Consider the following 24,477-nt stretch of genomic DNA (forward strand, 5'->3'; position numbering starts at 1 on the left):
CCTACAGCATCCCCGTAGACCCGATAAGACGCTTTAGCGTCGCCATCAGGCAAAATGGATTATCCCAAATCTGCCATCAACACCTTTGAACGACGCTGATAGTTGTACATCTCTTTTTTGCTCTCGGGCAGCAGCTCGATATCCACCGGCGTAAACCCACGTTCCTGGAACCAGTGAATACTGCGCGTTGTCAGCACAAACAGCTTGCTGAGGCCCATCTGTCTTGCCTGCACGGCGATCCGCTCCAGCAAGACTTCGCCACGCGATGAACTGCGATAATCTGGATGTACCGCCACGCAGGCCATTTCGCCGATTTTTTCTTCGGGGAAAGGGTACAGCGCGGCGCAGGCGATGGTCAGATTATCTCGCTGGATAATCGTGAATTTGTCGATCTCCATCTCCAGTTGTTCACGGGAGCGGCGCACCAGAATCCCCTGTTGTTCCAGCGGGCGAATCAGCTCCAGGATCCCGCCGATATCGTTAATGGTGGCGCGGCGAATCTGCTCGGCGCTCTCCATCACGATTTGCGTCCCGATTCCGTCGCGTGAGAACAGCTCCTGCAATAGCGCGCCGTCTTCCTGGTAGCTAATCAGATGGCAGCGACGCACGCCGCTGCGACAGGCTTTCACCGCGCCGCGCAGGAACCGCACGGTGCCTGAATTGTAATCGCCTTTTTCTTCCTGCGCTTCAACGCGTGCCTGCGCTTCGTTCGGGAAAAGTTCGGAAACGATGTCGCCTTCGTCGTTAGTTACCCCTTGCGACGAACAGAAGCCGATCATCTTCTCCGCCTTCAGTTTGATAGCGAGCTGGGTGGCGATCTCTTCTGAGGTCAGGTTAAAACTTTCGCCTGTGACGGAAACCGCGACCGGCCCCATCAGCACAATTGCGCCGCTGTCTAACTGGCGATGAATTGCCTCTTCATCAATACGGCGAATGCGTCCGCTGTGGCAGTAATCCACGCCGTCATCCACGCCCAACGGCTGTGCAATAATAAAATTGCCGCTGACGACGTTGATGTGCGCGCCCTGTAAGGGGGTGTTGTTCAGGCTCATCGACAGACGGGCGGTGATATCCAGCTGCAACGTGCCTGCCGCTTGCTTAACCAGTTCCAGCGTTTTGGCGTCCGTCACGCGGGTATTTTTGTGGTACAGCGGCTCATGATGATGTGCGGCAAGGTTCGCGTCGATTTGCGGACGCGCGCCATACACCACCACCAGGCGAATGCCCAGACTGTGCAGAAGCCCGATGTCATTGACGATACTGGAGAAATTTTCATGCTCAATGGCTTCACCGCCAAGCATAATGACAAACGTTTTTCCCCGATGGGTATTGATATAGGGAACAGAATGGCGGAATCCCTGTACCAGTTCGGTTCTACGTTCCTTCACCACGGCACACCCTCATTGCATGATTATTCTAAATTAATGTATTTTTATTCTGTTTTTCCGTCGTGCGCAAGCGCAAATTTTAATCCCGCTGAAGTTTTCTCTCAGTAATACCGTGAATACAAAAAGAAAGTTTACCCTTTTATAGATGACAGATTATGCGTCATTCGCTAAAGTTTCCGGTCAATTTAGACGTTTTGTACATCAGCACCGTTAAGTTTGTTTTGCTCGGGAGAAGCATGTCGGGATCCAACTCAGCAATCAGTCGCCGTCGTTTACTACAAGGGACGGGCGCCATGTGGCTATTGAGCGTAAGTCAGGTCGGTTTGGCTGCCGTCAGCCAGGTCGTCGCGGTACGCATCTGGCCTGCGTCCAGCTATACCCGCGTCACGGTGGAATCGAACCGTCTGCTGAAATACAAACAGTTTGCCCTGAGTAACCCTGAGCGCGTGGTGGTGGATATTGAAGGCGTGAATCTGAACTCGGTGCTTAAAGGCATTGGCGCGCAGATCCGCGCGGACGATCCGTATATCAAGTCAGCGCGAGTAGGACAGTTTGATCCACAGACGGTGCGGATGGTGTTTGAGCTGAAGCAAAACGTGAAACCGCAGCTGTTTGCCCTTGCGCCAGTGGCGGGCTTTAAAGAACGCCTGGTGATGGATCTCTACCCTGCCAATGCGCAGGATATGCAGGACCCGTTGCTGGCGCTGCTGGAAGATTACAACAAAGGCGATCTGGATAAGCAGGTGCCGCCTGCGCAGAGCGGGCCGCAGCCGGGCAAGGCGGGACGCGATCGCCCGATCGTGATCATGCTCGATCCCGGTCATGGAGGAGAAGATCCCGGCGCCGTGGGGAAATACAAGACGCGCGAAAAAGACGTGGTGTTGCAGATTGCCCGCCGCTTGCGCGCGTTAATTGAGAGAGAAGGCAATATGAAGGTCTACATGACGCGTAATGAGGATATCTTCATTCCGCTGAAAGTGCGCGTGGCGAAAGCCCAGAAGCAGCGCGCCGACCTGTTTGTCTCTATCCATGCGGACGCGTTTACCAGCCGACAGCCCAGCGGTTCATCCGTTTTTGCGCTCTCGACGAAGGGCGCGACCAGTACGGCGGCAAAATACCTCGCGCAAACTCAGAACGCCTCGGATTTGATCGGCGGCGTGAGTAAAAGCGGCGATCGCTATGTCGATCACACAATGTTCGACATGGTGCAATCGTTGACCATCGCCGATAGTCTGAAGTTCGGTAAAGCGGTGCTCAACAAGCTGGGAAGGGTTAATAATCTGCACAAAAATCAGGTCGAGCAGGCCGGCTTTGCGGTGCTGAAAGCGCCGGATATTCCCTCTATTCTCGTGGAAACCGCCTTTATCAGTAATATTGAAGAGGAGCGTAAGCTCAAAACGGCGAAGTTCCAGCAGGAAGTGGCGGAGTCGATTCTGGCGGGTATTAAAGCCTACTTTGCCGATGGGGCGACGCTGGCGAGAAGGGGATAATAAAAAAGCGCTGAAAGGCGCTTTTTTTACGGGCCGCAGAAACGAAAAAACACCCGTTAAGGTGTTTAATATTGGTTGCGGGGGCCGGATTTGAACCGACGACCTTCGGGTTATGAGCCCGACGAGCTACCAGGCTGCTCCACCCCGCGTCCGTCTTTCTGCTTCGTATTTCAAACCACATCTGCGTTGGCTTTCCTCGTTCACCTCAGTCACTTACTGAAGTAAGCTCCTAAGGATTCACTGCGTCACCGCCTTGTTGTGATTCGAACTACTTTGCAAAATATTACATCAGATTTTAATTGGTTGCGGGGGCCAGATTTGAACTGACGACCTTCGGGTTATGAGCCCGACGAGCTACCAGGCTGCTCCACCCCGCGTCCGTGGATGCGCACTATACTCTGCTAACATTTTCATGCAACCCTTTTTTCACCCGGATCACGAAATTGGGGTGATTGTGTGCAAAAACAACGCGCTTTGGTACGTTTTTTGTGCGTAATTTGCGTCAGGGGAGCGCTTCGCATTTCATTAGGTTCGGGGGTTTGTTATCTTCATAGCGCAAGATTTACAGCTAAAAGACGAGAACTCATGAAAGGACGTTGGGCAAATTACCTTCTTATGGGGGCGGTGGTTGCAATGCTTGCCGCCTGTTCCTCTAAACCGACCGATCGCGGCCAGCAGTATAAAGACGGGAAGTTTACCCAGCCTTTCTCACTGGTGAACCAACCTGACGCCATTGGGGCGCCTATCAACGCAGGCGATTTCGCCGAGCAGGTCAACCAAATCCGCAGCGCGTCGCCGCGTCTGTATGGCAACCAGAGCAACGTCTATAACGCCGTGCAGGAGTGGTTACGTTCCGGTGGCGATACGCGAATGATGCGCCAGTTTGGTATTGATGCCTGGCAGATGGAAGGGGCGGATAACTACGGCAACGTCCAGTTTACTGGCTACTACACGCCGGTTATCCAGGCGCGCCATACCCGTCAGGGCGAGTTCCAGTACCCTATTTATCGCATGCCGCCAAAACGCGGCCGCTTACCGTCTCGTGCCGAGATCTATTCCGGCGCGCTGAGCGACAGCTACATTCTGGCGTACAGCAACTCGCTGATGGATAACTTCATCATGGACGTTCAGGGCAGCGGCTATATTGATTTTGGCGACGGCAGCCCGCTGAATTTCTTCAGCTATGCCGGGAAAAACGGCCATGCTTACCGCAGTATCGGCAAGGTGCTGATCGATCGCGGTGAAGTGAAGAAAGAAGATATGTCGATGCAGGCCATTCGCCACTGGGGAGAAACCCACAGTGAAGCGGAAGTGCGCGAGCTGCTGGAGCAAAACCCGTCATTCGTCTTCTTTAAGCCGCAATCTTTTGCCCCGGTGAAAGGCGCCAGCGCCGTGCCGCTTATCGGTCGTGCGTCTGTGGCTTCCGATCGCAGCATTATCCCGGCAGGAACAACCCTGCTGGCGGAAGTCCCGCTGCTGGATAACAACGGCAAGTTTAACGGCCAGTACGAATTGCGCCTGATGGTGGCGCTGGACGTGGGCGGCGCGATTAAAGGCCAGCACTTTGATATTTATCAGGGGATAGGCCCGGACGCCGGGCACCGCGCAGGCTGGTATAATCACTATGGGCGCGTCTGGGTGCTGAAAAACGCCCCGGGAACCGGTAACGTATTTAGCGGTTGATTGCCTGATGGCGGCTTCGCTGAAGATTTAAATCGTAGGCCTGATAAGCGTAGCGCCATCAGGCAAATCATGCCGGATGGCGTCGCAAGCGACGTATCCGGCCTACGATCGTATTACCCCTTTTTAATTCTGAGGTCGTATGTCTGTTGTAATTAGTGATGCCTGGCGCCAGCGTTTTGGCGGCACCGCCCGTCTGTATGGTGAAAAAGCGTTGCAGCTGTTTGCCGGTGCGCATATTTGCGTGGTCGGGATCGGCGGCGTCGGCTCCTGGGCGGCAGAGGCGCTGGCGCGTACCGGCATTGGCGCGATCACGCTCATCGATATGGATGACGTATGCGTCACCAACACCAACCGGCAAATTCATGCGCTGCGCGATAACGTCGGTCTGGCGAAAGCCGAGGTGATGGCCGAGCGTATTCGTCAGATCAACCCGGAGTGCCGGGTGACGGTGGTGGATGACTTTGTCACACCGGATAATGTCGCGGAGTATATGAGCGCAGGGTTTTCGTATGTCATTGATGCCATCGACAGCGTGCGGCCAAAAGCCGCGCTGATTGCCTGGTGCCGCCGAAATAAGGTTCCGTTAGTCACCACCGGCGGGGCGGGTGGGCAGATAGACCCGACCCAGATTCAGGTAACGGATCTGGCGAAAACCATCCAGGACCCGCTGGCGGCGAAACTGCGCGAACGGCTGAAAAGCGACTTTGGCGTGGTGAAAAACAGCAAGGGTAAACTGGGCGTGGACTGCGTGTTCTCAACGGAAGCGCTGGTTTATCCGCAGGCTGATGGTTCCGTATGTGCGATGAAAGCGACGGCGGAAGGGCCGAAACGAATGGATTGCGCCTCTGGATTCGGCGCAGCCACGATGGTAACTGCGACCTTTGGCTTTGTTGCTGTGTCCCACGCGCTGAAGAAGATGATGGCGAAGGCGGCGCGTCAGGCTTGATTGTGTCGGATGGCGCTATGCTTATCCGACCTACGGTTCGTGCGGTGTTGTAGGCCGGATAAGACGCATCAGCGTCGTCATCCGGCTTGCTGGGCAGCCTCAATAATCGCGTTATTCAGCGCATGCAGCCCCTGGCTGCGCGATGCGCTAAGTTGTGTTGTTAAGCCTAACTCATCAAACAACCCCAGCGGCGAGTGCGCCAGCAGTTCCGCCGGGGTCTTTCCCTCTACCGCCGTGAGTAAAACCGCCAGCAAACCGCGTACAATACGCCCTTCGCTGTCACCGAAAAAGTGCAGCGTTCCCTTCTCCGACAGGGTATGCCCCAGCCAGACGCGGTTCTCACATCCTGCGATCTCTTTTGCCTGCGTTTTTAGCTCATCCGGCAATGCCGGGAGTTGCTTACCCAACAGAATAAGCTGGCGATACTTGTCCTCCCACTGCGAGAGCGGGATAAAGAGAGCGCGTAACGTCTCTTCCGTTACGGTCGTGCCAAACGGGTGTCCGGCAAAAAGAGGGCTTGTCATTAATCCACCAGTATTTCCAGCGCGCGGTCAACGGCGCTGACCAACGCATCCACATCATGCTTTGTATTATACGGCGCAAAAGAGGCGCGCAGGGTGCCCGTTACGCCAAGCGCCGCCAGCAGCGGCTGCGCGCAGTGCTGCCCGGCGCGCAGGGCGATGCCGTATTCGGCCAGTAACGTCACCATATCGCTGTGATGAACGCCGGTAAAATCGAAGGCCAGCAGGCTGGAGTCCTGGCAACGGAAAGAGCGGAAACCCGGACGCTTCGCCAGCGCGTCTTCCGCCAGCGTCGCCAGACCGCGACTCCAGCTTTCGGCCTGCGCCATATCCACTTCCGCCAGCCACTCCAGCGCGGCGCTAAGGCCAATAACCCCAGCCACGTTTGGCGTGCCGGCTTCCAGACGCCAGGGAACGGCCTGGGTTGTGAATCCTTCAAAATTGACTTCAGCGATCATCTTACCGCCGCCGAGCCACGGGGACATCTCTTCCAGTAAGGCCGGTTTACCGTACAGCGCGCCGATGCCCGTCGGGCCGTACAGCTTGTGGGCGGAGAAAGCATAAAAATCAATATCCAGCTGCTGTACATCGGCGGGGAAATGCACCGCGCCTTGCGCGCCGTCAACCATCACCACCATCCCTGCCGTGTGCGCCAGCGTGATAGCGCGCGCCAGGTCCGGGCAGCCGCCCGTGACGTTCGACATCTGTCCCAGCGCCAGAATCCGGCTGCGTGGCGTGATGAGTTCAGGCAGACGCTCCACGTCGGGGAGGAAAAGGGCATTCAGGGGCAGTTTGACGATTTTTGCGCCCGTCTGCTGAGCGACCATCAGCCAGGGAACGAGATTCGCGTGATGCTCCGCTTCACTGACGATTATCTCATCGCCGGGTTGCAGGCGCGGGCGGGCATAGCATTGCGCCACCATATTGATGGCTTCCGTGGTGCCGCGTGTCCAGACAATCGATGCATCATCAGGCGCGTTCAGCCACTGCGCCACTTTGCCGCGCGCCGCTTCATAGCGTGCGGTTAGCCGCTGTGCCTCGGCGAACTGGCTGCGATGGACGTTTCCGGCGCTCAGGCTGTAGAACTGATGCGTGGCGTCGATCACGGCCTGAGGCTTAAGCGCCGTCGCGGCGCTGTCGAGATAAACGCCCGCATCGGTAAGGGCAGGAAATTGCGCGCGAAACTGCGCAGGATTGAAAGCGTTCATGGTATTCCTCAATTCAGTATACCGATCGTGGCGCAAAAAGGGCTGTGATACAAGGTTTGTCCTAACCATCGGAATTGTCTGGTTATCCTGGTGAAGTCAGGGAAGCAGGTTATGCTAAATAGTGTTAGGCGAATGTTTTTGCCTGTTACGGAACCCGTTTTATTTAGCATAAACAGCTTTAAGGAGAAGAAGATGAAAATGAAAAAGACTGCCGCAATGATCTCTGCATGTATGCTGACTTTTGCCCTGAGCGCCTGTTCCGGTCCGAATTATGTGATGCACACAAATGATGGCCGTACTATCGTGTCAGACGGTAAGCCAAAAACCGATGATGAAACCGGCATGATTTCTTATAAAGACGCTAACGGCAACAAACAGCAGATCAATCGTACTGACGTTAAAGAGATGGTCGAACTGGATCAGTAACCGGTCGGTCATGGACAAAAAAAAGCACCGCAATTGGCGGTGCTACATTAATCACTATGGACAGACAGGGTAAATGTACAGGAAGTGAAAAAGGGTAGCTTCGCTACCATGGTCTGAATCGCAGACCAATTGCAAACACAACAACACAACATCACAACCGTAAGCCAAAAGCCCATCAGAACACGCATTCCGATAAAACTTTTCGTTCCGGCTCAGGAAGTGTCGCCACTATAGGTATTTGCTGGTAGAACCTCAACGGACAAATTATAATGGCTCAGATTAAAAAAACTAATAGGTTACACAAGGTTACCTAATTGTTAAATTTATTTAACATCAAAGTCTAAAAGCCATGTCAAAACGATTACCACCCTTAAATGCATTACGTGTTTTTGATGCCGCAGCGCGGCATTTAAGCTTCACTCGCGCAGCAGAAGAGCTTTTTGTGACACAGGCCGCAGTAAGTCACCAAATCAAGTCACTTGAGGATTTTTTGGGGCTAAAACTGTTCCGTCGTCGCAATCGTTCGCTTTTGCTCACGGAAGAGGGGCAGAGCTATTTCCTCGACATCAAAGAGATTTTTTCGCAATTAACCGAAGCGACGCGTAAACTTCAGGCGCGGAGTGCAAAAGGCGCGCTTACGGTCAGTTTATTGCCCAGTTTTGCGATCCAGTGGCTGGTTCCTCGACTCTCAAGCTTTAACTCAACTTATCCGGGAATCGATGTCAGAATTCAGGCCGTGGACCGTCAGGAAGATAAGCTGGCTGATGATGTCGACGTCGCTATTTTTTATGGGCGTGGCAACTGGCCAGGCTTGCGCGTCGAAAAATTGTACGCAGAATATTTACTGCCGGTGTGTTCACCGTTATTACTGACGGGCGATAAGCCGTTAAAGACGCCGGAAGATCTGGCAAAACATACATTACTGCATGATGCTTCGCGAAGAGACTGGCAGACCTATACGCGTCAGTTGGGGCTGAATCATATTAATGTGCAGCAGGGACCTATTTTCAGCCATAGCGCAATGGTGCTACAGGCTGCCATCCACGGACAGGGGGTTGCGCTGGCGAACAACGTCATGGCGCAATCAGAAATTGAAGCCGGGCGTCTTGTCTGTCCCTTTAACGACGTTCTGGTCAGTAAAAATGCTTTTTATCTGGTTTGTCATGACAGTCAGGCAGAACTGGGTAAAATAGCCGCCTTTCGTCAGTGGATTCTGACCAAAGCGGCCGCTGAACAAGAAAAATTCCGCTTTCGTTACGAACAATAATTTATTTAGGGTACTACCATGACCAGCCGTTTTATGCTGATTTTTGCCGCGATAAGCGGCTTTATCTATGTTGCTCTGGGTGCCTTTGGGGCGCATGTCCTGAGCAAAACTCTTGGTGTGGTTGAAATGGGCTGGGTCCAGACCGGCCTGCAATATCAGGCGTTTCATACGCTGGCCATTTTTGGCCTGGCGGTTGCGATGCAGCGACGCATTAGCATCTGGTTTTACTGGAGCAGCGTTTTTCTGGCGTTAGGTACGGTGCTGTTTAGCGGCAGCCTGTATTGCCTGGCGCTGTCTCATTTACGCCTGTGGGCGTTTGTTACTCCTGTCGGCGGCGTGAGTTTCCTGGCAGGCTGGGTGCTGATGTTAATTGGCGCCATCCGTTTGAAACGTAAGGGCGTTGGTCATGAATAAGGTTGTATTGTTGTGTCGCCCTGGTTTTGAAAAGGAGTGCGCTGCTGAAATAACGGATAAGGCGGCGCGTCGGGAAATCTTTGGCTTCGCTCGTGTTAAAGACAATGCCGGATACGTCGTCTTTGAGTGCTATCAGCCGGACGATGCTGAAAAAATAGTAAAAGAGTTGCCTTTTTTCTCGCTCATTTTTGCGCGTCAGATGTTCGTCGTCGGCGAGTTGCTGCGCGACCTGCCGCCGGACGATCGCATTACGCCGATTGTCGGGATGCTACAGGGCGTTGTGGAAAAAGGCGGCGAGCTGCGTGTTGAAGTCGCAGACACCAATGAAAGCAAAGAGTTGATGAAGTTTTGCCGTAAATTTACGGTGCCGCTGCGGGCCGCGCTGCGCGACGCGGGGATTCTGACAAACTATGAAACGCCAAAGCGTCCGGTGGTGCATGTTTTCTTCATCGCGCCGGGCTGCTGTTATACCGGGTATTCGTATCCTGACAACAACTCGCCGTTCTATATGGGAATTCCGCGGCTGAAATTCCCGGCCGATGCGCCAAGCCGTTCGACGCTGAAGCTGGAAGAAGCGCTGCATGTTTTTATTCCGGCCGATGAGTGGGATGAACGTCTGGCGAACGGGATGTATGCCGTGGATTTAGGCGCCTGCCCTGGCGGTTGGACCTACCAGTTAGTGAAGCGCAACATGTGGGTTTACTCTGTCGATAACGGCCCAATGGCGCAGAGCCTGATGGATACCGGGCAGGTGACCTGGCTGCGCGAAGATGGATTCAGATACCGTCCGAATCGCAATAACATCTCGTGGATGGTGTGCGACATGGTGGAAAAGCCTGCTAAGGTTGCCGCGCTGATGGCGCAGTGGTTAGTAAACGGCTGGTGTCGCGAGACGATCTTCAATCTCAAGCTGCCGATGAAAAAACGCTATGAAGAGGTGTCGCAGAACCTGGCGTACATTCAGGCGCAGCTTGATGAACACGGCATTAACGCGCAAATTCAGGCGCGACAGTTGTATCACGATCGTGAAGAAGTGACCGTGCATGTCCGTCGGCTGTGGGCCGCCGTGGGCGGGCGTCGCGACGAGCGGTAATACGATGGATTGCCGGATAGCGGCGTAAATGCCTTATCCGGCCTGCGCCGGGTATTTGTTGTCCTGATAAGCGGCAACGCCATCAGGCGTGAATCACCCCCTGGCGCTCATCGGAAATGATGTGCGTCACATCATCCAGATGCCCGATGCAGGCCTCTCCCGAGCGGTTGAGCTTACTCTTGTCGATCAACAATAAAGACTGCGATGCGCGCTTAAGCAGCGTGGATTTGAAATCCGCGTTGATCGTATTTGAGTCCCAGAGCGCGCCGCCGCGGTCGATCCCCTCGCAGGAAAAAATAAACAGGTCAATGTCGAGCGGCTTAAGCTGAGAAATAAGCGACGGATTGACGTAGCAGCCATATTTACGCTCAAGCTGGCCGCCGGAACTGATGAGCTGAATATGCTCGCGTTTGCCCAGCTCCTGGCAAATCGGGTGACTGTTGGTAAAGACGTGAATATCAATGTCCGGCAACTGGCGGGCCAGATACCAGCAGGTTGAGCTGGCGTCCAGAGCGATCACCATGCCCGGTTCTATCCATGCCAGCGCCTCCCTGGCGATATCCGCCTTATGCGCATAGTGGCTTTTCAGCCGGATGTGGAACGGGTCGCCGCTGTCCTGGTTTTCCCGGTGAATATACTTGGCGCGCCCGTGATTGCGCAGCACTTTTCCCTGCGCCTGTAGCTCGCTGAGATCGCGGCGAATGGTCTCTTTGCTGACGTTAAGCTGTACCGACAGCGCCTCAGTGGTCAGACTTTTATGGTTGATCAGCAGGTCTACTATCGCTTGTTGGCGTGCCGCTTTCATCTTTTCTCACCCCATCATTCGATGAACGCCCGCATCATGCGGGCGCACCGGCAAGAGATTACGGCGTTACCCCTTTTTTTAAAAGAATATTCCCGTACTTCGCGCACTCTCCTGTGATAACGATCGCAAAGGCTTTTTGCGCCCGCTCATAAAACGCATAGCGGTCGATGCGGACAATCTCCGGGCACGGCGTCTGCAATGAGAGCGCATCGCGATAACGTGCTTCAACCGTCGGGTCGAGCGAATCGCCCTCTACGGCGGCCATCATCACCAGCGGCGGCGCGTAGCTGTCCAGTTCAAACAGCGGGATAATCGCCCGGAGCAGATCGCTGACTTTCAGACCATCTGCGCGAATAACCTGCGGTCCCATGCTGTGCGCGGGAAAGTGGGCATCGGAAAAAATAATCTCATCCCCGTGCCCCATTTCAGCCAGCACTTTCAGTAACTCAGGGGATATTAATGGCGAAATAGTTTTTAGCATCTCACACTCCCTCAATAAATTCGGGTTCAGTTTGCGGCCAGAAATAGCGGTACTGATAGCGTACCTGGGCTCGGGCCTGTTCCGGGCTGGCAAATTCGCCTACGCCATACCAGCCGAACATGGCTGCCCCGGCGACGGTGGTTTCCGCGTCATCCAGCACCTTAATCGGTATATCAAGCAGATTGGCTTTGATTTGATTCCACAGCGCGTTGCGGCTTCCGCCGCCAACCAGCAGAAGCTCAGTTGCCTGGAAGTGACCAATCTTTTCCAGCGTTTGCAGATTACGTTGCAGTTGCGCCGTGAGCCCTTCCAGCGCGGCGCGGTAAAAATGACCACGCGTTGTGTTCAGCGTCACCCCCTGCCAGCCCGCGTTTTGACAGGTGAGGAGATCGCACTGCATCTTCACGCCTTCAGCACCCGGCGGAATGGCGTGCGCCTCGTCAATCAGCGTCTGCCACGGCGTTTCTGGCGTCCAGAGCAGTTTGCGCACCCATTCGAGCACGCCGGAAGCCAGCCACTGCATGCCTGGGTTATAAAGTCCGGCCTGGCTGTCCAGTTCACAGGTGGAACCGGCGTAATGGCTGAGCAGCGGCGTGTTCACCTGCGCGCTGCGTACCATCAGGATTTCCCACGTACCGGACGAGAGTACCGGTTCATCCTGTTCTGCGCCGGCGCCAAAGAGGGCAAACTGCGTGTCATGCCCGGCGGAGATCACCGGAATACCCGCCTCAAGCCCAAGCAGGTTTGCGGCGTCGTTTTGCAGCGTGCCAATCCGTTCGCCCGCTTCAACTAACCGTGGAAACAGACGGCGGGGTAAACCCGTGGCCTGTAAAATCTCCGGGCTGAAATCCCGCTGGTGGATATCCAGCATCTGGCTGGTGCCCGCCATGGTGATATCCGTGGTGAATTCACCGGTTAAACGGTGGTTGATCAGCGATGAAATAAATAGCCAGGCGTGCGCCTGTTCGAGCAACTGCGGGTGGTTCTCTTTCAGCCACACCAGTTTATACAGCGTATTAAAGGCGAATGCGCCGACGCCGGAGATCGCCTGCAACTGCTGCGGCGGCATAAAGCGGCCGATGTTTTCCATGACGGCAAGGGTGCGAGGGCATTTCCAGCTGATCACCGGATAGCGTAACTGACCCTGTTCATCAACCAGAGCGCCGTCTACGCCGAACGTCGTGACGGTGATGCCGCGAACCCGGCAGGCCGCCAGTTCCGTCTTCAGTTGCTGACAGCAGTCCGCGAAGCGTTGCAGAATGGCCGCCAGCGACCACTGATGCCAGGCGCTATTTTCCGTGGCGATGTCGCTGGCATTCGCTGTTGATGCGCGGGCGACAATGTTTCCCTGACGGTCAACGGCCATTGCCCGTACGTTGGTGGCGCCGCAGTCGAGAACCAGAATGACGTCTTGTTTCATAGTAGCTCCGAAACGTTGCCGGATGGCGCTGCGCTGATCCGGCCTACAAAATGCGAAATTGTAGGCCCGGTAAGCTTACGCCACCGGGCAAAGAAGTGACGCATTAACGTTTGTACAGCGGCCCGTAGTTCTGGCAGGCGCGATAATCCTGACCTTCAATATCCATACCGTGCGCAGCCCAGGCGGAAGGACGGTAGATTTTCGCATCGTCCACGTTGTGCATGCAGACCGGAATACGCAGCATGGCGGCGAGCGTGATGAAGTCAGCGCCGACGTGGCCGATGGTCAGTACGCCGTGGTTAGCGCCCCAGTTCGCCATCACCGAGTAAACGTCGGTGAACGGGCCTTTACCGGTAAGACGTGGCGCAAACCAGGTGGTCGGCCAGGTCGAGTTGGTGCGGGCGTCGAGCTGATCGTGCATCTCCTTCGGCAGTTCCACGCTCCAGCCTTCAGCGATTTGCAGTACCGGCCCCAGACCCTTGATGATGTTCACGCGGGTCATGGTGAACGGCACGCCGCCTTCGGTCAGGAAGCGAGAGGAGTAGCCGCCGCCACGGAAGTATTCGTGGATCGCCGGGCACCATTCGGTAGCGGCCAGGCAGGCGTCCGCTTCCTGTTGGCTGATTTCCCAGTGCGGCTTCATGGTCGGTTTGCCTTCGCTATCGCGCTGCTTGCAGGAGCCGTCCAGCGCCGCAGAGCCGGAGTTGATCAGGTGAATGATGCCGTGCTCCGCAAGGCCGGTGAGCGGCTGGCCTGTGACGCGCTCTACCGCTTCCGGCGACCAGTAGGTTCGCACGTCGGCAAAGACCTGCGCGGTTCCGGTGAGTTGATGGCCCAGCAGCATCGCTACGCCGTTGAGGCTGTCGTTTTCGGTAGCGACGACAAACGGTTCGCGCACGCCGTTCCAGTCAAAGGAGCTGTTCAGCAGCGCTTCGGCGGTGTCGCCGTTCGGGTATTGATCGGTCCAGTGGCGCTGGCCCTGGAAGCCTGCCGCAATGGCGTTATATCCCAGCGACTCTTCGACCAGCCCTTTTTCCGCCAGCTTGTTGTTGCCCTGCATCATGTCGCGAATGCACATCGCCATCAGCAGGCTCTCTTTCAGCACCGCGCGGCTTTGTTCTTCATTACGTTTGTACTGCTGCGCGTTCTGATCCTCGCCATAGCGGAAGTTTTTATCCGCCCACGCCAGCGCCATCTCCAGCTCGGCTTCGTCATAGATTTTCTGGTCGATGCGACGGCGCAGTTCGGTCATGTCCACCGCCTGCACTTTCATCCCCAGCCAGGACTCAAAGAAGTTGTGATCGACGATGGAACCGGCAATCCCCATTGAGACGCCGCCCACAGAGAGGTAGCTTTTGCCTTTCATGCTGGCGACCGCCAGACCCGCGCGCGCAAAGCGCAGCAGTTTTTCTTCAACGTCGGCAGGGATCGAGGTGTCGTCGGCATCCTGTACGTCATGACCATAAATAGAGAATGCCGGAATGCCTTTCTGGCTGTGCGCGGCCAACGCGGCGGCCAGATAAACGGCGCCGGGACGTTCCGTACCGTTGAAGCCCCAGATGGCTTTCGGGCGCATTGGGTCCATATCGATGGTTTCGCTGCCGTAGCACCAGCACGGCGTCACGGTAATGGTTACGCCAACATTCTGGCTGCTGAATTTCTCTTCACAGGCGGCGGATTCCGCCATTCCGGCAATGCAGGTATCCGCAATCACGCACTCAATCTGCGCGCCGCAGGCATGGCGGAGTTTTTCGGTGATAAGCTCAGCGGTGGCTTTCGCCATATTCATGGTCTGTTCTTCCAGCGACTCGCGTACCCCCATGCGACGTCCATCAATAACCGGGCGAATGCCAATTTTCGGTAAGCTGATTTTTTTCATTACAGGTTCCTCACGTTATTCGGAAAAATGTTCAGTTAGTTGCCGCTTGTGAACGGAAACGGGCAAAGATGAAGATGACGGCAAAGCAGAGCGCCGGGACCAGCTCTGCCGTTGGGATGTTGCCCGCCGCATCGCTGACAAAACCCATGACCGGCGTGACGATGCCGCCGCCAATGATGGTCATGACGATGAACGACGAGCCGTATTTGGTGTCCTGTCCCAGATTTTTAATACCCAGCGAGAAGATAGTGGGGTACTGAATCGACATAAACGCGCTGCACAGCGTCAGGGCCAGCAGACCGATATGGCCGCCGCTAAAGGCTGAAACCAGACACAGGATCATGGAGAGCAGGGCATAGGCCGCCAGCACTTTATGCGGCGCAAAGCGGCTGATAAGCCAGGTGCCGGAGAAGCGGCCAATAAAGAAGCACACCATCGTGCCGGTCAGGTAGTTGGCGGCAAAGCCAGGCGTCATGCCGGGGATCTCTTCGATAGCGTAACGGATCAGGTAGCTCCAGCAGGCGGTTTGCGCGCCGACGTAGCAGAACTGCGCCAGCACCGCCCAGCGCCAGTGGCGAATACGCACCAGGCGGGCAAGCGAAGCGGTGAATGAACTTTGTTGGGCGTCACTGTGATCGTCGCTCTGTAGCGCCGGGAATTTGGTCAGCATGATCAGCAGGGCAACCAGTAGAACGATAGCCACGATGATCATATAAGGCGTCTGTACCGACAAAACCAGGCTGTGTTTATACGTGCTCAATTGCTCAGGCGTCATTTTATCGAGCACGTCCTGAGATTGATGTGGGACGTTAGACAAAATAAGACTTTGCCCGAACACCACGGCGATAATAGCGCCGAAAGAGTTAAATGTTTGCGCCAGATTGAGACGGAAATGGCCACCGCTTTCTGGCCCTAATACCGTAACAAAAGGGTTCGCGGCGGTTTCAAGACAACCAAGTCCTGCGGCAATAATAAAAAGACCAATCAAAAACAAGGTGTAATTCATCACTTCAGCAGCCGGCCAGAATAATGCTGCGCCAAAAGCATATAAGAATAGTCCGGTAATTATCCCCGCTTTATAACTCAGCTTTTTCATCAAAATACCCGCGGGGATGGGAATAACAAAATAGCCGAAATAAAAAGCAGACTGAATCAAACCTGCCTGAAAATTAGTTAACGTAAAGGCTTGCTGAAATTGTGGTAATAAAATGTCATTCAGGTTATTGGCAACCGCCCAAAGGAAAAACAGTGAGCAGAGTAAAGCGAACGGAATGATATAGCGTTTGCTTTGCCCTGTATCCACCGCACGAAAACTCTGCGTCTGTATTGTTGTGTTTCCCATAGCATCCTCATTGGCTCAGAAGCGTGTTCAACATTTTAGAAGTACGACCGGTGTTTCTCACCAGATCGACAAACCAGGCGAGTTCCTGTTATCTGCCAGAGAAAATTGGCTGTTGATGGTGAACTCATGAATTCATTTTCAAATAAAAAACGCTGTTTAATATGATGGTGGTCACATTTAGCACCTGGAGGGTGGCTTTATGTGATTATCATCACTTTAATTTCTGAAAAATGATGCCCGTTTGAGTAAATAAAATTAAAAACCCACAGCGTTGATGACCGATTTAATTTATTACTGCGAAAACGGGCATTTGTTACAAATATTATGAAAATGCCCGTTTGGATAAATAATATTAAGAGCGGTCATTTTGGCGAGAGTGAATCCGGCGAAAACGGTATTTAACTGACGTGATTAATTGATGCGTATCACAAAATAAAGTCATGTAAATTCCTTTATCGCTATTCAATATGATGATGGTTACCAAATGTTCAATTAATTCAGCAGAGCAACGTGCTGTTCTGTTGTCGCGTTTTGAATGACTGAGAGAGGTAACTAATGGAACGAAACACACTGGCCCGCCAGATTATCGACACCTGCCTGGAGATGACCCGGCTGGGGCTGAACCAGGGGACCGCAGGCAATGTGAGCGTGCGTTATCAGGGCGGGATGCTGATCACGCCAACGGGCATTCCGTATGACAAACTCACCGAATCACATATCGTCTTTATTGATGCAGAGGGTCAGCATGAGCAGGGAAAATTGCCTTCCAGCGAGTGGCGTTTTCATATGGCGGCCTACCAGACGCGCCCGGATGCTAATGCTGTCGTCCATAACCATGCCGTTCACTGCACGGCGGTGTCGATCCTCAATCGTCCTATTCCAGCCATTCATTACATGATTGCGGCGGCGGGGGGGAACTCCATTCCGTGTGCGCCTTACGCCACGTTCGGCACGCGTGAACTTTCTGAATACGTTGCCGTTGCGCTCAAAAATCGCAAAGCGACCCTGCTACAGCATCATGGGTTGATCGCCTGCGAAGAGAACCTGGAAAAAGCGCTGTGGCTGGCGCATGAAGTGGAAGTGCTGGCGCAGCTGTACCTCAGTACGCTGGCGATTACCGATCCGGTGCCTGTACTGGATGATGAGGCTATCGCCATTGTGCTGGAAAAATTCAAAACCTACGGATTACGTATCGAAGAGTAATTTCGCACAGCGAAGGAGACGGGCTATGGCGAACAGAATGATCCTGAACGAAACGGCATGGTTTGGCCGGGGGGCGGTGGCGGCGTTAACCGATGAGGTTCAACGCCGGGGCTATCGCAAGGCGCTAATTGTCAGTGACAAAACGCTGGTGCAGTGCGGTGTGGTCAGAAACGTCACGGATAAGATGGATGCCGCAGGGCTGGCATGGGCGATCTACGATGGCGTGATCCCAAATCCAACCATCGGTGTGGTGAAAGAGGGGCTGAACGTATTTCAACAAAGCGGGGCAGACTACCTGATTGCCATCGGCGGCGGCTCCCCGCAGGATACCTGTAAGGCGATCGGTATTATCAGCAATAACCCTGAGTTTGCTGACGTGCGCAGTCTGGAAGGTCTGTCGCCGACCCGTTATCCGAGCGTGCCGGTGATGGCGATCCCGACCACTGCGGGAACCGCAGCGGAAGTGACCATTAACTATGTGATCACCGATGAAGAAAAGCGGCGTAAATTTGTTTGTGTCGATCCGCATGATATCCCGCAGGTCGCGTTTATTGATGCCGACATGATGGATGGCATGCCGCCCGCGCTGAAGGCGGCAACCGGGGTGGATGCGTTAACCCACGCGATCGAAGGATACATCACCCGTGCCGCGTGGGCGTTGACGGATGCGCTGCATATTAAGGCCATTGAGATTATCGCCGGGGCATTGCGTGGTTCGGTTGCGGGCGAGCGTGAAGCGGGCGAAGCGATGGCGCTGGGGCAGTATGTTGCCGGGATGGGCTTTTCCAACGTGGGGCTTGGGCTGGTGCACGGGATGGCGCATCCGCTGGGCGCGTTTTATAACACTCCGCACGGCGTTGCTAATGCGATTCTTCTGCCGCATATCATGCGCTACAACGCGGAATATACCGGTGAGAAGTTCCGTGATATCGCGCGTGCGATGGGCGAGAAGGTTGAAGGGATAAGTTTGAGCGAGGCGCGTAATGCCGCCGTGGAAGCGGTATTTACCCTCAACCGGGACGTCGGTATTCCGTTGCATTTACGCGATGTCGGCGTGCGTAAAGAGGATATTCCGGCGCTGGCGCAGGCGGCATTTGACGATGTTTGCACCGGTGGTAATCCGCGTGAAGCGAGTATTGCCGATATCGTCGAGTTGTATCATACCGCCTGGTAATTTTGCCGGATGGCCTTATCCGGCCTACAGGATTGCACGAAATGTAGGTCGGATAAGCGTAGCGCCACCCGGCAACACAGCTACCGCGTCAGCCGTAGCTGCTGCAAGTTCCCGTCGATATGGAGATCCGTTTGCAGGCGCGCGATATCGCGGCACAAAAATGCCATCTCTTTATGCGCTTCAAGCTTCTTGCGCCACTTTTCCGCCACCTCGTCGAGGTGCGCATAAATCCCTTCCAGAGTCTGAAACTGAACCAACAATTGAGTCGCGCTTTTGGGGCCGATACCCGCCACGCCGGGGACTTTTGAACTGCTGATCCCCGCCAGCCCCCAGTAGTCCGGCAACTGTTGGGGAAGGACGCCGAACTCTTTCTCAATGAATGGCGCATCCAGCCAGCGTTTCTGGAAATAATCGCGGATACGCAGCGTCGGGGAGAGCAACTGACAGTAGCCTTTGTCGGTAGAAACGATAGTGGCCTGATGCCCGGCCTGTGTGACCTTGACCGCCAGCGTGGCGGCTAAATCATCCGCCTCATTGCCGCTGGAAACCCAGCATTGCACGCCGCGCTGTTCGAAGGCGGCGCGTATTGCGGGCATCTCATTGTGCAACTCGTCAGGCATGGGAGGACGACCGGCTTTGTAGTCCGGGAGACGCTGATGACGCCAGCCGCTGTTGCGCGCTTCATCGTCAAATACGGCGACGGCGTGCGTCGGCTGACTGTGTACAATCAACTGCTCAAGCGCATGCAGGCAGGTCTCCGCGCAGGGCGAGCCTTGAACCGCATGAATACGGCGAATTAAATTCAGTGCATCGACGATAAGCAGATGGACGGCCACGGTGTTCTCCCTGACAAATTTGGGGACAGGGTAACATCCAGGGCGACAGGAGGCGAGTGTTGCGAAATAGCGCGATCCGTAGGCCTGATAAGCGAAGCGCCATCAGGCAATAAATGCCGGATGGCGGCGAGCGCCTTATCCGGCCTACAGATCCTGAAACGTGGTAGGACTTAATCGCAGGCGACAATCTTCATCGCCAGGCCGCCGCGAGAGGTTTCACGGTACTTGGCGTTCATGTCTTTACCGGTTTCGTACATGGTCTCAATAACTTTATCGAGGCACACGCGCGGCTCGCTGGTACGACGCAGCGCCATACGCGCGGCGTTGACCGCTTTCACGGAGGCAATCGCGTTACGCTCAATGCACGGCACCTGTACCTGGCCCGCAACCGGATCGCAGGTCAGACCCAGGTTGTGTTCCATGCCAATTTCCGCAGCGATGCACACTTGCGTCGGACTGCCGCCCAGCAGCTCTGCCAGACCCGCCGCCGCCATAGAGCAGGCCACGCCGACCTCACCCTGACAGCCCACTTCCGCACCGGAAATGGAGGCGTTCATCTTGTACAGAGAGCCGATCGCGCTGGCCACCAGCATGTAGCGAGCCAGTGAGTTGGCGTTAACTTCGCGGATAAACTTGTCGTAGTACGCCAGTACCGCCGGAACGATGCCGCATGCGCCGTTGGTTGGCGCAGTCACGACACGCCCGCCCGCCGCGTTCTCTTCGTTGACCGCCAGCGCGAACATGTTGATCCAGTCGACAACCGCCATCGGATCGGTCGTGGTTTTATCCTGGCTGACCAGCATACGACGCAGCGCTGCGGCACGACGTGGAACGCGCAGTTTCCCCGGCAGTACGCCTTCCGTCGTGATGCCGCGCTCAATACCGCCGCGCATCACTTCCCAGACGTTGGCAAAGTGCTGTTCCAGCTCTTCTTTGCTGTGCAGCGCCAGCTCGTTTTGCATCATCAGGCCGGAAAGCGATAGACCGGTTTCCTGGCAGTGTTTTTGCAGATCGGCTGCGGATTTGTACGGATACGGCACGTTGACCGGCGCACTGTTCGACAAACCGAAATGTTCTTCATCAACGATGAAACCACCGCCAATGGAGTAGTAAGTTTGGCTGTAGAGGACCTTATCGCCCGCCAGCGCGCTAATACGCATCCCGTTCTCATGCAGAGACAGGTTGTCGGCATGGAAATTCATGCACTTATCGACCGGAAACTCCACTTCATGCTGACCATTCGCCAGCAGTAAACGTCCGTGGGTGTTCACGTCCTGAATAAAGAATGGAATGGAGTCGATGTCGACGGTATCCGGCAGATTTCCCGCCAGACCCATAATAATGGCAATGTCAGTGTGGTGACCTTTACCGGTCAGCGACAGTGAACCATAGACATCCACCACGACGCGGGTGACATCGGTCAGGATATTGCGGGCAATCAGATCATCCGTGAATTGTTTGCCTGCTTTCATTGGCCCGACGGTGTGAGAGCTGGAAGGGCCAATGCCGATTTTGAAAATATCGAATACGCTAATCATAGGGCATCCATTGCTTAAATCTCAGGGAGGAAGCGCCGCCCGAAAGCGGCGCTACAAAACTTAGCTGAACAGGGAGTAGAAAATAGCGGAGATAGCGATCAGACCCATAACAACAACGAATACGTTGCTGATGTGGCCGCTGTACTTACGCATTGCCGGGACTTTCTGGATGGCATACATCGGCATCAGGAACAGAATCATCGCGATGATTGGGCCGCCCAGGGTTTCAATCATTCCCAGGATGCTTGGGTTCAGCGTGGCGACAATCCAGGTCGTAACCAGCATGAACAGCGCAGTGATTTTGTTCAGTTTGTTGATTTCGATGGATTTGCCTTTGCCGCGCAGAGACTTGATAACCATTCCGTTGAAACCTTCACGAGCGCCCAGGTAGTGGCCGAGGAAGGATTTCGTGATGGCGATAATCGCGATGATCGGCGCCATCCAGGCGATGACTGGCGCGTTAAAGTGGTTCGCCAGGTAAGACAGAATAGAGATGTTCTGCTCTTTCGCTGCTGCCAGGTCTGCCGGCGTCAGGCTCAATACGCAACTGAAGACGAAGAACATAACGGTCAGCACCATCATGATGTGAGCGAATGCCAGGATCTTAGAGCATTTCTTCTCAGCCGCATCGCCGTACTCTTCACGCTTCGCGACCGCGAAGGAGGAGATGATTGGAGAGTGGTTGAAAGAGAACACCATTACCGGAATTGCCAGCCACAGCGTCATCCACAGACCATTGCCGGTAGAGGCAGCGGAATCAAAGGAGAGCGTTTCCAGCGCTGCGCCGCTCCACTGAGGGATCAGGTACAGGGCCAGCAGCATCAGGGCCGCAACAAACGGGAATACCAGAATACTCATCGCTTTAACGATCATCTGCTCACCGAAGCGCACGATGGTCATCATGCCGACAATCAGGATCAGAGACAGAATCGCGCGCGGCGGCGGGGTGATGGCCAACTGGTGGGTCATGAAGCTTTCCACGGTGTTGGTAATCGCCACACTGTAAACCAGCAGAATCGGGTAAATCGCGAAGAAGTAGAGCAGGGTGATCAGTTTACCCGCGCCAATACCGAAGTGCTCTTCAACCACTTCAGTGATGTCTTCGCCAGGGTTTTTACCGGACAGCACGAAGCGAGTCAGGCCGCGGTGTGCGAAGAAGGTCATCGGGAAAGCGATAATCGCCATGATGATCAGCGGGATCATACCGCCGACGCCTGCGTTAATTGGCAGGAACAGTACGCCCGCGCCGATTGCCGTGCCGTAAAGGCCCAGCATCCACATGGTGTCCGTCTTGCGCCATCCGCTTCGAGAATCAATCGAAGCAATAGTGCTGGTTTGAGTGGTTTCCATCTGTTTCTCCTGGAGGAAGCTAAAAGTCAGGTTTGTGGTCTAATCCAATGAAAAAAGACCTGACCGTAAAATGAAATTCGTTTAATGACGATTTTTATATAATTTTTCGCCGTAATAATTTGCGGGCGGAAAGATACATTTAACTTATGAATGTATCAGTGATCGCGATCCCAAATGCAATAATCCACCTGTTATGTGGATAAATTTGGACCATTAATCTGTTAAAAAAACGTCAAAGCGAATTTACGGGCGCGAAGGCTACCATTAACGACATATGCCCTAAAAGATCGGGGCGCAATATACGGAGGTTTGGCTATAAAAAACAATGTTTTTGGAGGATTGTCGCGACTAATAAGAATTACGGCTGATAAATTACTATTGGTATTGTAAGGTAAACGTTTGCGCATTAATGCTTTTATTTTGAAATATAAGCGGCATTTATAAACTTAGCTTCACTATGTGACTGGTATCAATGAAAAAACCGGGCGGTGAAAACACCAGACCCGGTCTGAGAAAGCGGACGATCGTCTGACCCGGCGGATGTGCTCCACCGGGCGCTGCGCGTTATGCGCAGATTTCGTAGCAGGGAATGTAAGCCGAGCCGGGCAGTTTCATACGATGCTGCGCGACAAAGCCCTGGAGCAGGTCGTCCATGCGACGCATCATCTCGCGGTCGCCGTGGATTTTATAAGGCCCGAACTCCTCAATCGCACGGATGCCGACCTCCTTGACGTTACCCGCAACGATGCCGGAGAAGGCGCGCCGCAGATCCGCCGCCAGAATTTCAACCGGCTGATCGGGGTAAAGTTGCAGATTCGCCATATTCTCATGCGACGGTTCGAACGGAATTTGCAGGTCCGGCGCGATGCGAATCGACCAGTTGAAGCTGTAAGCGTCGCCAGTGTCGCGGCGATTCTCTTTCACCAGCGGCATCGCTTTTTTCATCAGCCGCGCCACTTCCGTGGCGTCATCAATGATGATGCGGTAGTAACGGCGGGCGTCTTCTCCCAGCGTATGCACGATAAATTCGTCCAGCACGCGGAAGTAATCCGCACTCTCTTTCGGCCCGGTGAGGATCAGCGGCAGCACCTGATCTTTATTCGCCGGGTTCATCAGAATCCCCAGCAGATAGAGAAGTTCTTCCGCCGTACCGACGCCGCCTGGGAAGATGATGATGCCGTGGGCGATACGCACGAAGGCTTCGAGGCGTTTTTCGATATCCGGCATGATGATCAATTCATTGACCAGCGGGTTAGGCGGTTCTGCCGCGATGATGGAAGGTTCCGTCATACCGATAAAGCGGCTGTCTTTGTAACGCTGCTGCGCGTGGCCTACCGCTGCGCCTTTCATTGGCGCTTCCATTGCCCCTGGCCCGCAGCCGGTGCAAATGTTCAGCTCACGCAGACCCAGCTGGGTGCCGACGCGGCGGGCATAGAGATATTCGTTTTCGTTAATGGAGTGACCGCCCCAGCAGACGACCATGTTTGGCGCTTCGCCGACGTGCAGCGCCCGGGCGTTGCGCAGAATCGAGAACACCAGGTTGGTAATATGCACCGAGCTTTCGAGATCCAGATGCTGGAAACGGCCTGCATTGTGAATCTGACCGTTGACGAACAGGATGTCGCGCAACACGGCGAACAGGTTAGCCTGCAAGGCGCGGATGATGCGTCCGTCCACAAAGGCGTCTTCAGGCGGGTTAATCAGTTCGAGCTTCACGCCGCGTTCACGACGCAGCACGTTGATGTCGAAACTTTCAAAACGAGACAGCAATTCTTTGCTGTTATCAGTCAGACTGCCGGAGTTCAGTACGGCAAGCGAACAGTTACGAAACAGTTGATACAAGTCGCTGCTGGCCGTGCGTTTAAGCATATCGACTTCCAGCTGCGACAACATGTCCATTGAGCCAAGCGGGCTAATATGTGTAATCAAGTAAACTCCTTATGGGACGCAAGACGTCATTCCCTGTTGATTACAATAGCGCTGGCTTATGACCTTTCACAACCTTGCGCGCGG

General features: G+C 54.6%; 21 protein-coding genes and 2 tRNA genes. 9 read left to right on the plus strand and 14 right to left on the minus strand.

Annotated elements, in window-relative coordinates; all coding sequences use genetic code 11:
- Positions 1 to 59: 59 nt before the first annotated feature.
- Entirely contained in the window at positions 60 to 1,391 is a 1,332-nt protein-coding gene (argA, locus tag OGV83_RS17840) for an amino-acid N-acetyltransferase (protein ID WP_024130906.1), read from the minus strand.
- Positions 1,392 to 1,624: 233 nt separating this feature from the next.
- On the opposite strand from argA, the gene amiC reads away from it, so the two are divergent.
- Positions 1,625 to 2,878, plus strand: a complete 1,254-nt coding sequence (gene amiC / locus OGV83_RS17845; protein WP_024130905.1) for an N-acetylmuramoyl-L-alanine amidase AmiC — start codon at positions 1,625 to 1,627, stop codon at positions 2,876 to 2,878.
- 72 nt (positions 2,879 to 2,950) lie between these two features.
- Here the strand turns inward: amiC and OGV83_RS17850 are convergent.
- Positions 2,951 to 3,027: transfer RNA gene (locus OGV83_RS17850), tRNA-Met, on the minus strand.
- A 151-nt stretch (positions 3,028 to 3,178) separates the two neighbouring features.
- Positions 3,179 to 3,255: transfer RNA gene (locus OGV83_RS17855), tRNA-Met, on the minus strand.
- A 208-nt stretch (positions 3,256 to 3,463) separates the two neighbouring features.
- Between OGV83_RS17855 and mltA the strand changes: the two genes are divergently transcribed.
- The gene (mltA, locus tag OGV83_RS17860) at positions 3,464 to 4,561 is read left to right on the plus strand and encodes a murein transglycosylase A (protein ID WP_012134931.1); all 1,098 of its coding nucleotides are present in this window, start codon (positions 3,464 to 3,466) and stop codon (positions 4,559 to 4,561) included.
- Positions 4,562 to 4,700: 139 nt separating this feature from the next.
- Complete coding sequence (gene tcdA / locus OGV83_RS17865; protein ID WP_012134929.1) at positions 4,701 to 5,507, plus strand: tRNA cyclic N6-threonylcarbamoyladenosine(37) synthase TcdA; 807 nt, start codon at positions 4,701 to 4,703, stop codon at positions 5,505 to 5,507.
- A 77-nt stretch (positions 5,508 to 5,584) separates the two neighbouring features.
- On the opposite strand, the gene csdE is transcribed toward tcdA, so the two are convergent.
- Both csdE and csdA read right to left on the minus strand, forming a co-directional pair.
- Positions 5,585 to 6,031: a cysteine desulfurase sulfur acceptor subunit CsdE gene (gene csdE / locus OGV83_RS17870; protein WP_104868245.1), complete on the minus strand. Its 447-nt coding sequence runs from the start codon at positions 6,029 to 6,031 to the stop codon at positions 5,585 to 5,587.
- Positions 6,031 to 7,236: a cysteine desulfurase CsdA gene (gene csdA, locus OGV83_RS17875; RefSeq protein WP_200029657.1), complete on the minus strand. Its 1,206-nt coding sequence runs from the start codon at positions 7,234 to 7,236 to the stop codon at positions 6,031 to 6,033. The genes csdE and csdA overlap by 1 nt, the downstream gene beginning before the upstream one ends.
- Positions 7,237 to 7,434: 198 nt before the next feature.
- On the opposite strand from csdA, the gene OGV83_RS17880 reads away from it, so the two are divergent.
- From OGV83_RS17880 to rlmM, 4 genes are all read left to right on the plus strand, one after another.
- Entirely contained in the window at positions 7,435 to 7,662 is a 228-nt protein-coding gene (locus OGV83_RS17880; RefSeq protein ID WP_024130904.1) for a YgdI/YgdR family lipoprotein, read from the plus strand.
- Positions 7,663 to 8,011: 349 nt separating this feature from the next.
- Positions 8,012 to 8,929, plus strand: a complete 918-nt coding sequence (gene gcvA / locus OGV83_RS17885) for a glycine cleavage system transcriptional regulator GcvA (RefSeq protein WP_012134925.1) — start codon at positions 8,012 to 8,014, stop codon at positions 8,927 to 8,929.
- Between the two features lie 18 nt (positions 8,930 to 8,947).
- On the plus strand, positions 8,948 to 9,343 hold the full coding sequence (locus OGV83_RS17890; protein ID WP_012134924.1) for a DUF423 domain-containing protein: 396 nt from the start codon (positions 8,948 to 8,950) through the stop codon (positions 9,341 to 9,343).
- The gene (gene rlmM, locus OGV83_RS17895; protein WP_286464246.1) at positions 9,336 to 10,436 is read left to right on the plus strand and encodes a 23S rRNA (cytidine(2498)-2'-O)-methyltransferase RlmM; all 1,101 of its coding nucleotides are present in this window, start codon (positions 9,336 to 9,338) and stop codon (positions 10,434 to 10,436) included. The genes OGV83_RS17890 and rlmM overlap by 8 nt, the downstream gene beginning before the upstream one ends.
- An 82-nt stretch (positions 10,437 to 10,518) precedes the next feature.
- Here rlmM and fucR read toward each other — a convergent pair whose 3' ends face one another.
- From fucR to fucP, 5 genes are all read right to left on the minus strand, one after another.
- Positions 10,519 to 11,241: an L-fucose operon activator gene (gene fucR / locus OGV83_RS17900; protein ID WP_012134922.1), complete on the minus strand. Its 723-nt coding sequence runs from the start codon at positions 11,239 to 11,241 to the stop codon at positions 10,519 to 10,521.
- A gap of 58 nt (positions 11,242 to 11,299) precedes the next feature.
- The gene (gene fucU / locus OGV83_RS17905) at positions 11,300 to 11,722 is read right to left on the minus strand and encodes an L-fucose mutarotase (protein ID WP_012134919.1); all 423 of its coding nucleotides are present in this window, start codon (positions 11,720 to 11,722) and stop codon (positions 11,300 to 11,302) included.
- Position 11,723: 1 nt separating this feature from the next.
- Positions 11,724 to 13,142 (minus strand): L-fuculokinase, encoded by a 1,419-nt coding sequence (gene fucK, locus OGV83_RS17910; RefSeq protein WP_047461559.1) that lies wholly within the window; start codon positions 13,140 to 13,142, stop codon positions 11,724 to 11,726.
- Positions 13,143 to 13,245: 103 nt separating this feature from the next.
- On the minus strand, positions 13,246 to 15,021 hold the full coding sequence (fucI, locus tag OGV83_RS17915) for an L-fucose isomerase (RefSeq protein ID WP_286464248.1): 1,776 nt from the start codon (positions 15,019 to 15,021) through the stop codon (positions 13,246 to 13,248).
- Between the two features lie 31 nt (positions 15,022 to 15,052).
- Positions 15,053 to 16,363 carry an L-fucose:H+ symporter permease gene (gene fucP / locus OGV83_RS17920; protein ID WP_012134914.1) on the minus strand — a complete coding sequence of 437 codons (1,311 nt, stop codon included), beginning with the start codon at positions 16,361 to 16,363 and terminating at the stop codon, positions 15,053 to 15,055.
- 555 nt (positions 16,364 to 16,918) lie between these two features.
- Between fucP and fucA the strand changes: the two genes are divergently transcribed.
- Positions 16,919 to 17,566: an L-fuculose-phosphate aldolase gene (gene fucA / locus OGV83_RS17925; RefSeq protein ID WP_012134912.1), complete on the plus strand. Its 648-nt coding sequence runs from the start codon at positions 16,919 to 16,921 to the stop codon at positions 17,564 to 17,566.
- Between the two features lie 25 nt (positions 17,567 to 17,591).
- Positions 17,592 to 18,740: a lactaldehyde reductase gene (fucO, locus tag OGV83_RS17930; protein ID WP_058668032.1), complete on the plus strand. Its 1,149-nt coding sequence runs from the start codon at positions 17,592 to 17,594 to the stop codon at positions 18,738 to 18,740.
- A gap of 80 nt (positions 18,741 to 18,820) precedes the next feature.
- Here fucO and xni read toward each other — a convergent pair whose 3' ends face one another.
- The 4 genes from xni to ppnN all read right to left on the minus strand — a co-directional run bounded on the left by xni (position 18,821) and on the right by ppnN (position 24,393).
- Positions 18,821 to 19,576: a flap endonuclease Xni gene (gene xni, locus OGV83_RS17935; RefSeq protein WP_047461571.1), complete on the minus strand. Its 756-nt coding sequence runs from the start codon at positions 19,574 to 19,576 to the stop codon at positions 18,821 to 18,823.
- Positions 19,577 to 19,746: 170 nt separating this feature from the next.
- On the minus strand, positions 19,747 to 21,114 hold the full coding sequence (gene sdaB / locus OGV83_RS17940) for an L-serine ammonia-lyase II (RefSeq protein ID WP_115181216.1): 1,368 nt from the start codon (positions 21,112 to 21,114) through the stop codon (positions 19,747 to 19,749).
- Positions 21,115 to 21,174: 60 nt separating this feature from the next.
- The gene (gene sdaC, locus OGV83_RS17945) at positions 21,175 to 22,464 is read right to left on the minus strand and encodes an HAAAP family serine/threonine permease SdaC (protein ID WP_049009488.1); all 1,290 of its coding nucleotides are present in this window, start codon (positions 22,462 to 22,464) and stop codon (positions 21,175 to 21,177) included.
- A gap of 564 nt (positions 22,465 to 23,028) precedes the next feature.
- Positions 23,029 to 24,393 carry a nucleotide 5'-monophosphate nucleosidase PpnN gene (gene ppnN / locus OGV83_RS17950; protein WP_049009490.1) on the minus strand — a complete coding sequence of 455 codons (1,365 nt, stop codon included), beginning with the start codon at positions 24,391 to 24,393 and terminating at the stop codon, positions 23,029 to 23,031.
- Positions 24,394 to 24,477: the final 84 nt, after the last annotated feature.

Origin of the sequence: Citrobacter sp. CK189 (genome assembly GCF_030333505.1) — a bacterium.
GTDB classification, from domain to species: domain Bacteria; phylum Pseudomonadota; class Gammaproteobacteria; order Enterobacterales; family Enterobacteriaceae; genus Citrobacter_B; species Citrobacter_B koseri.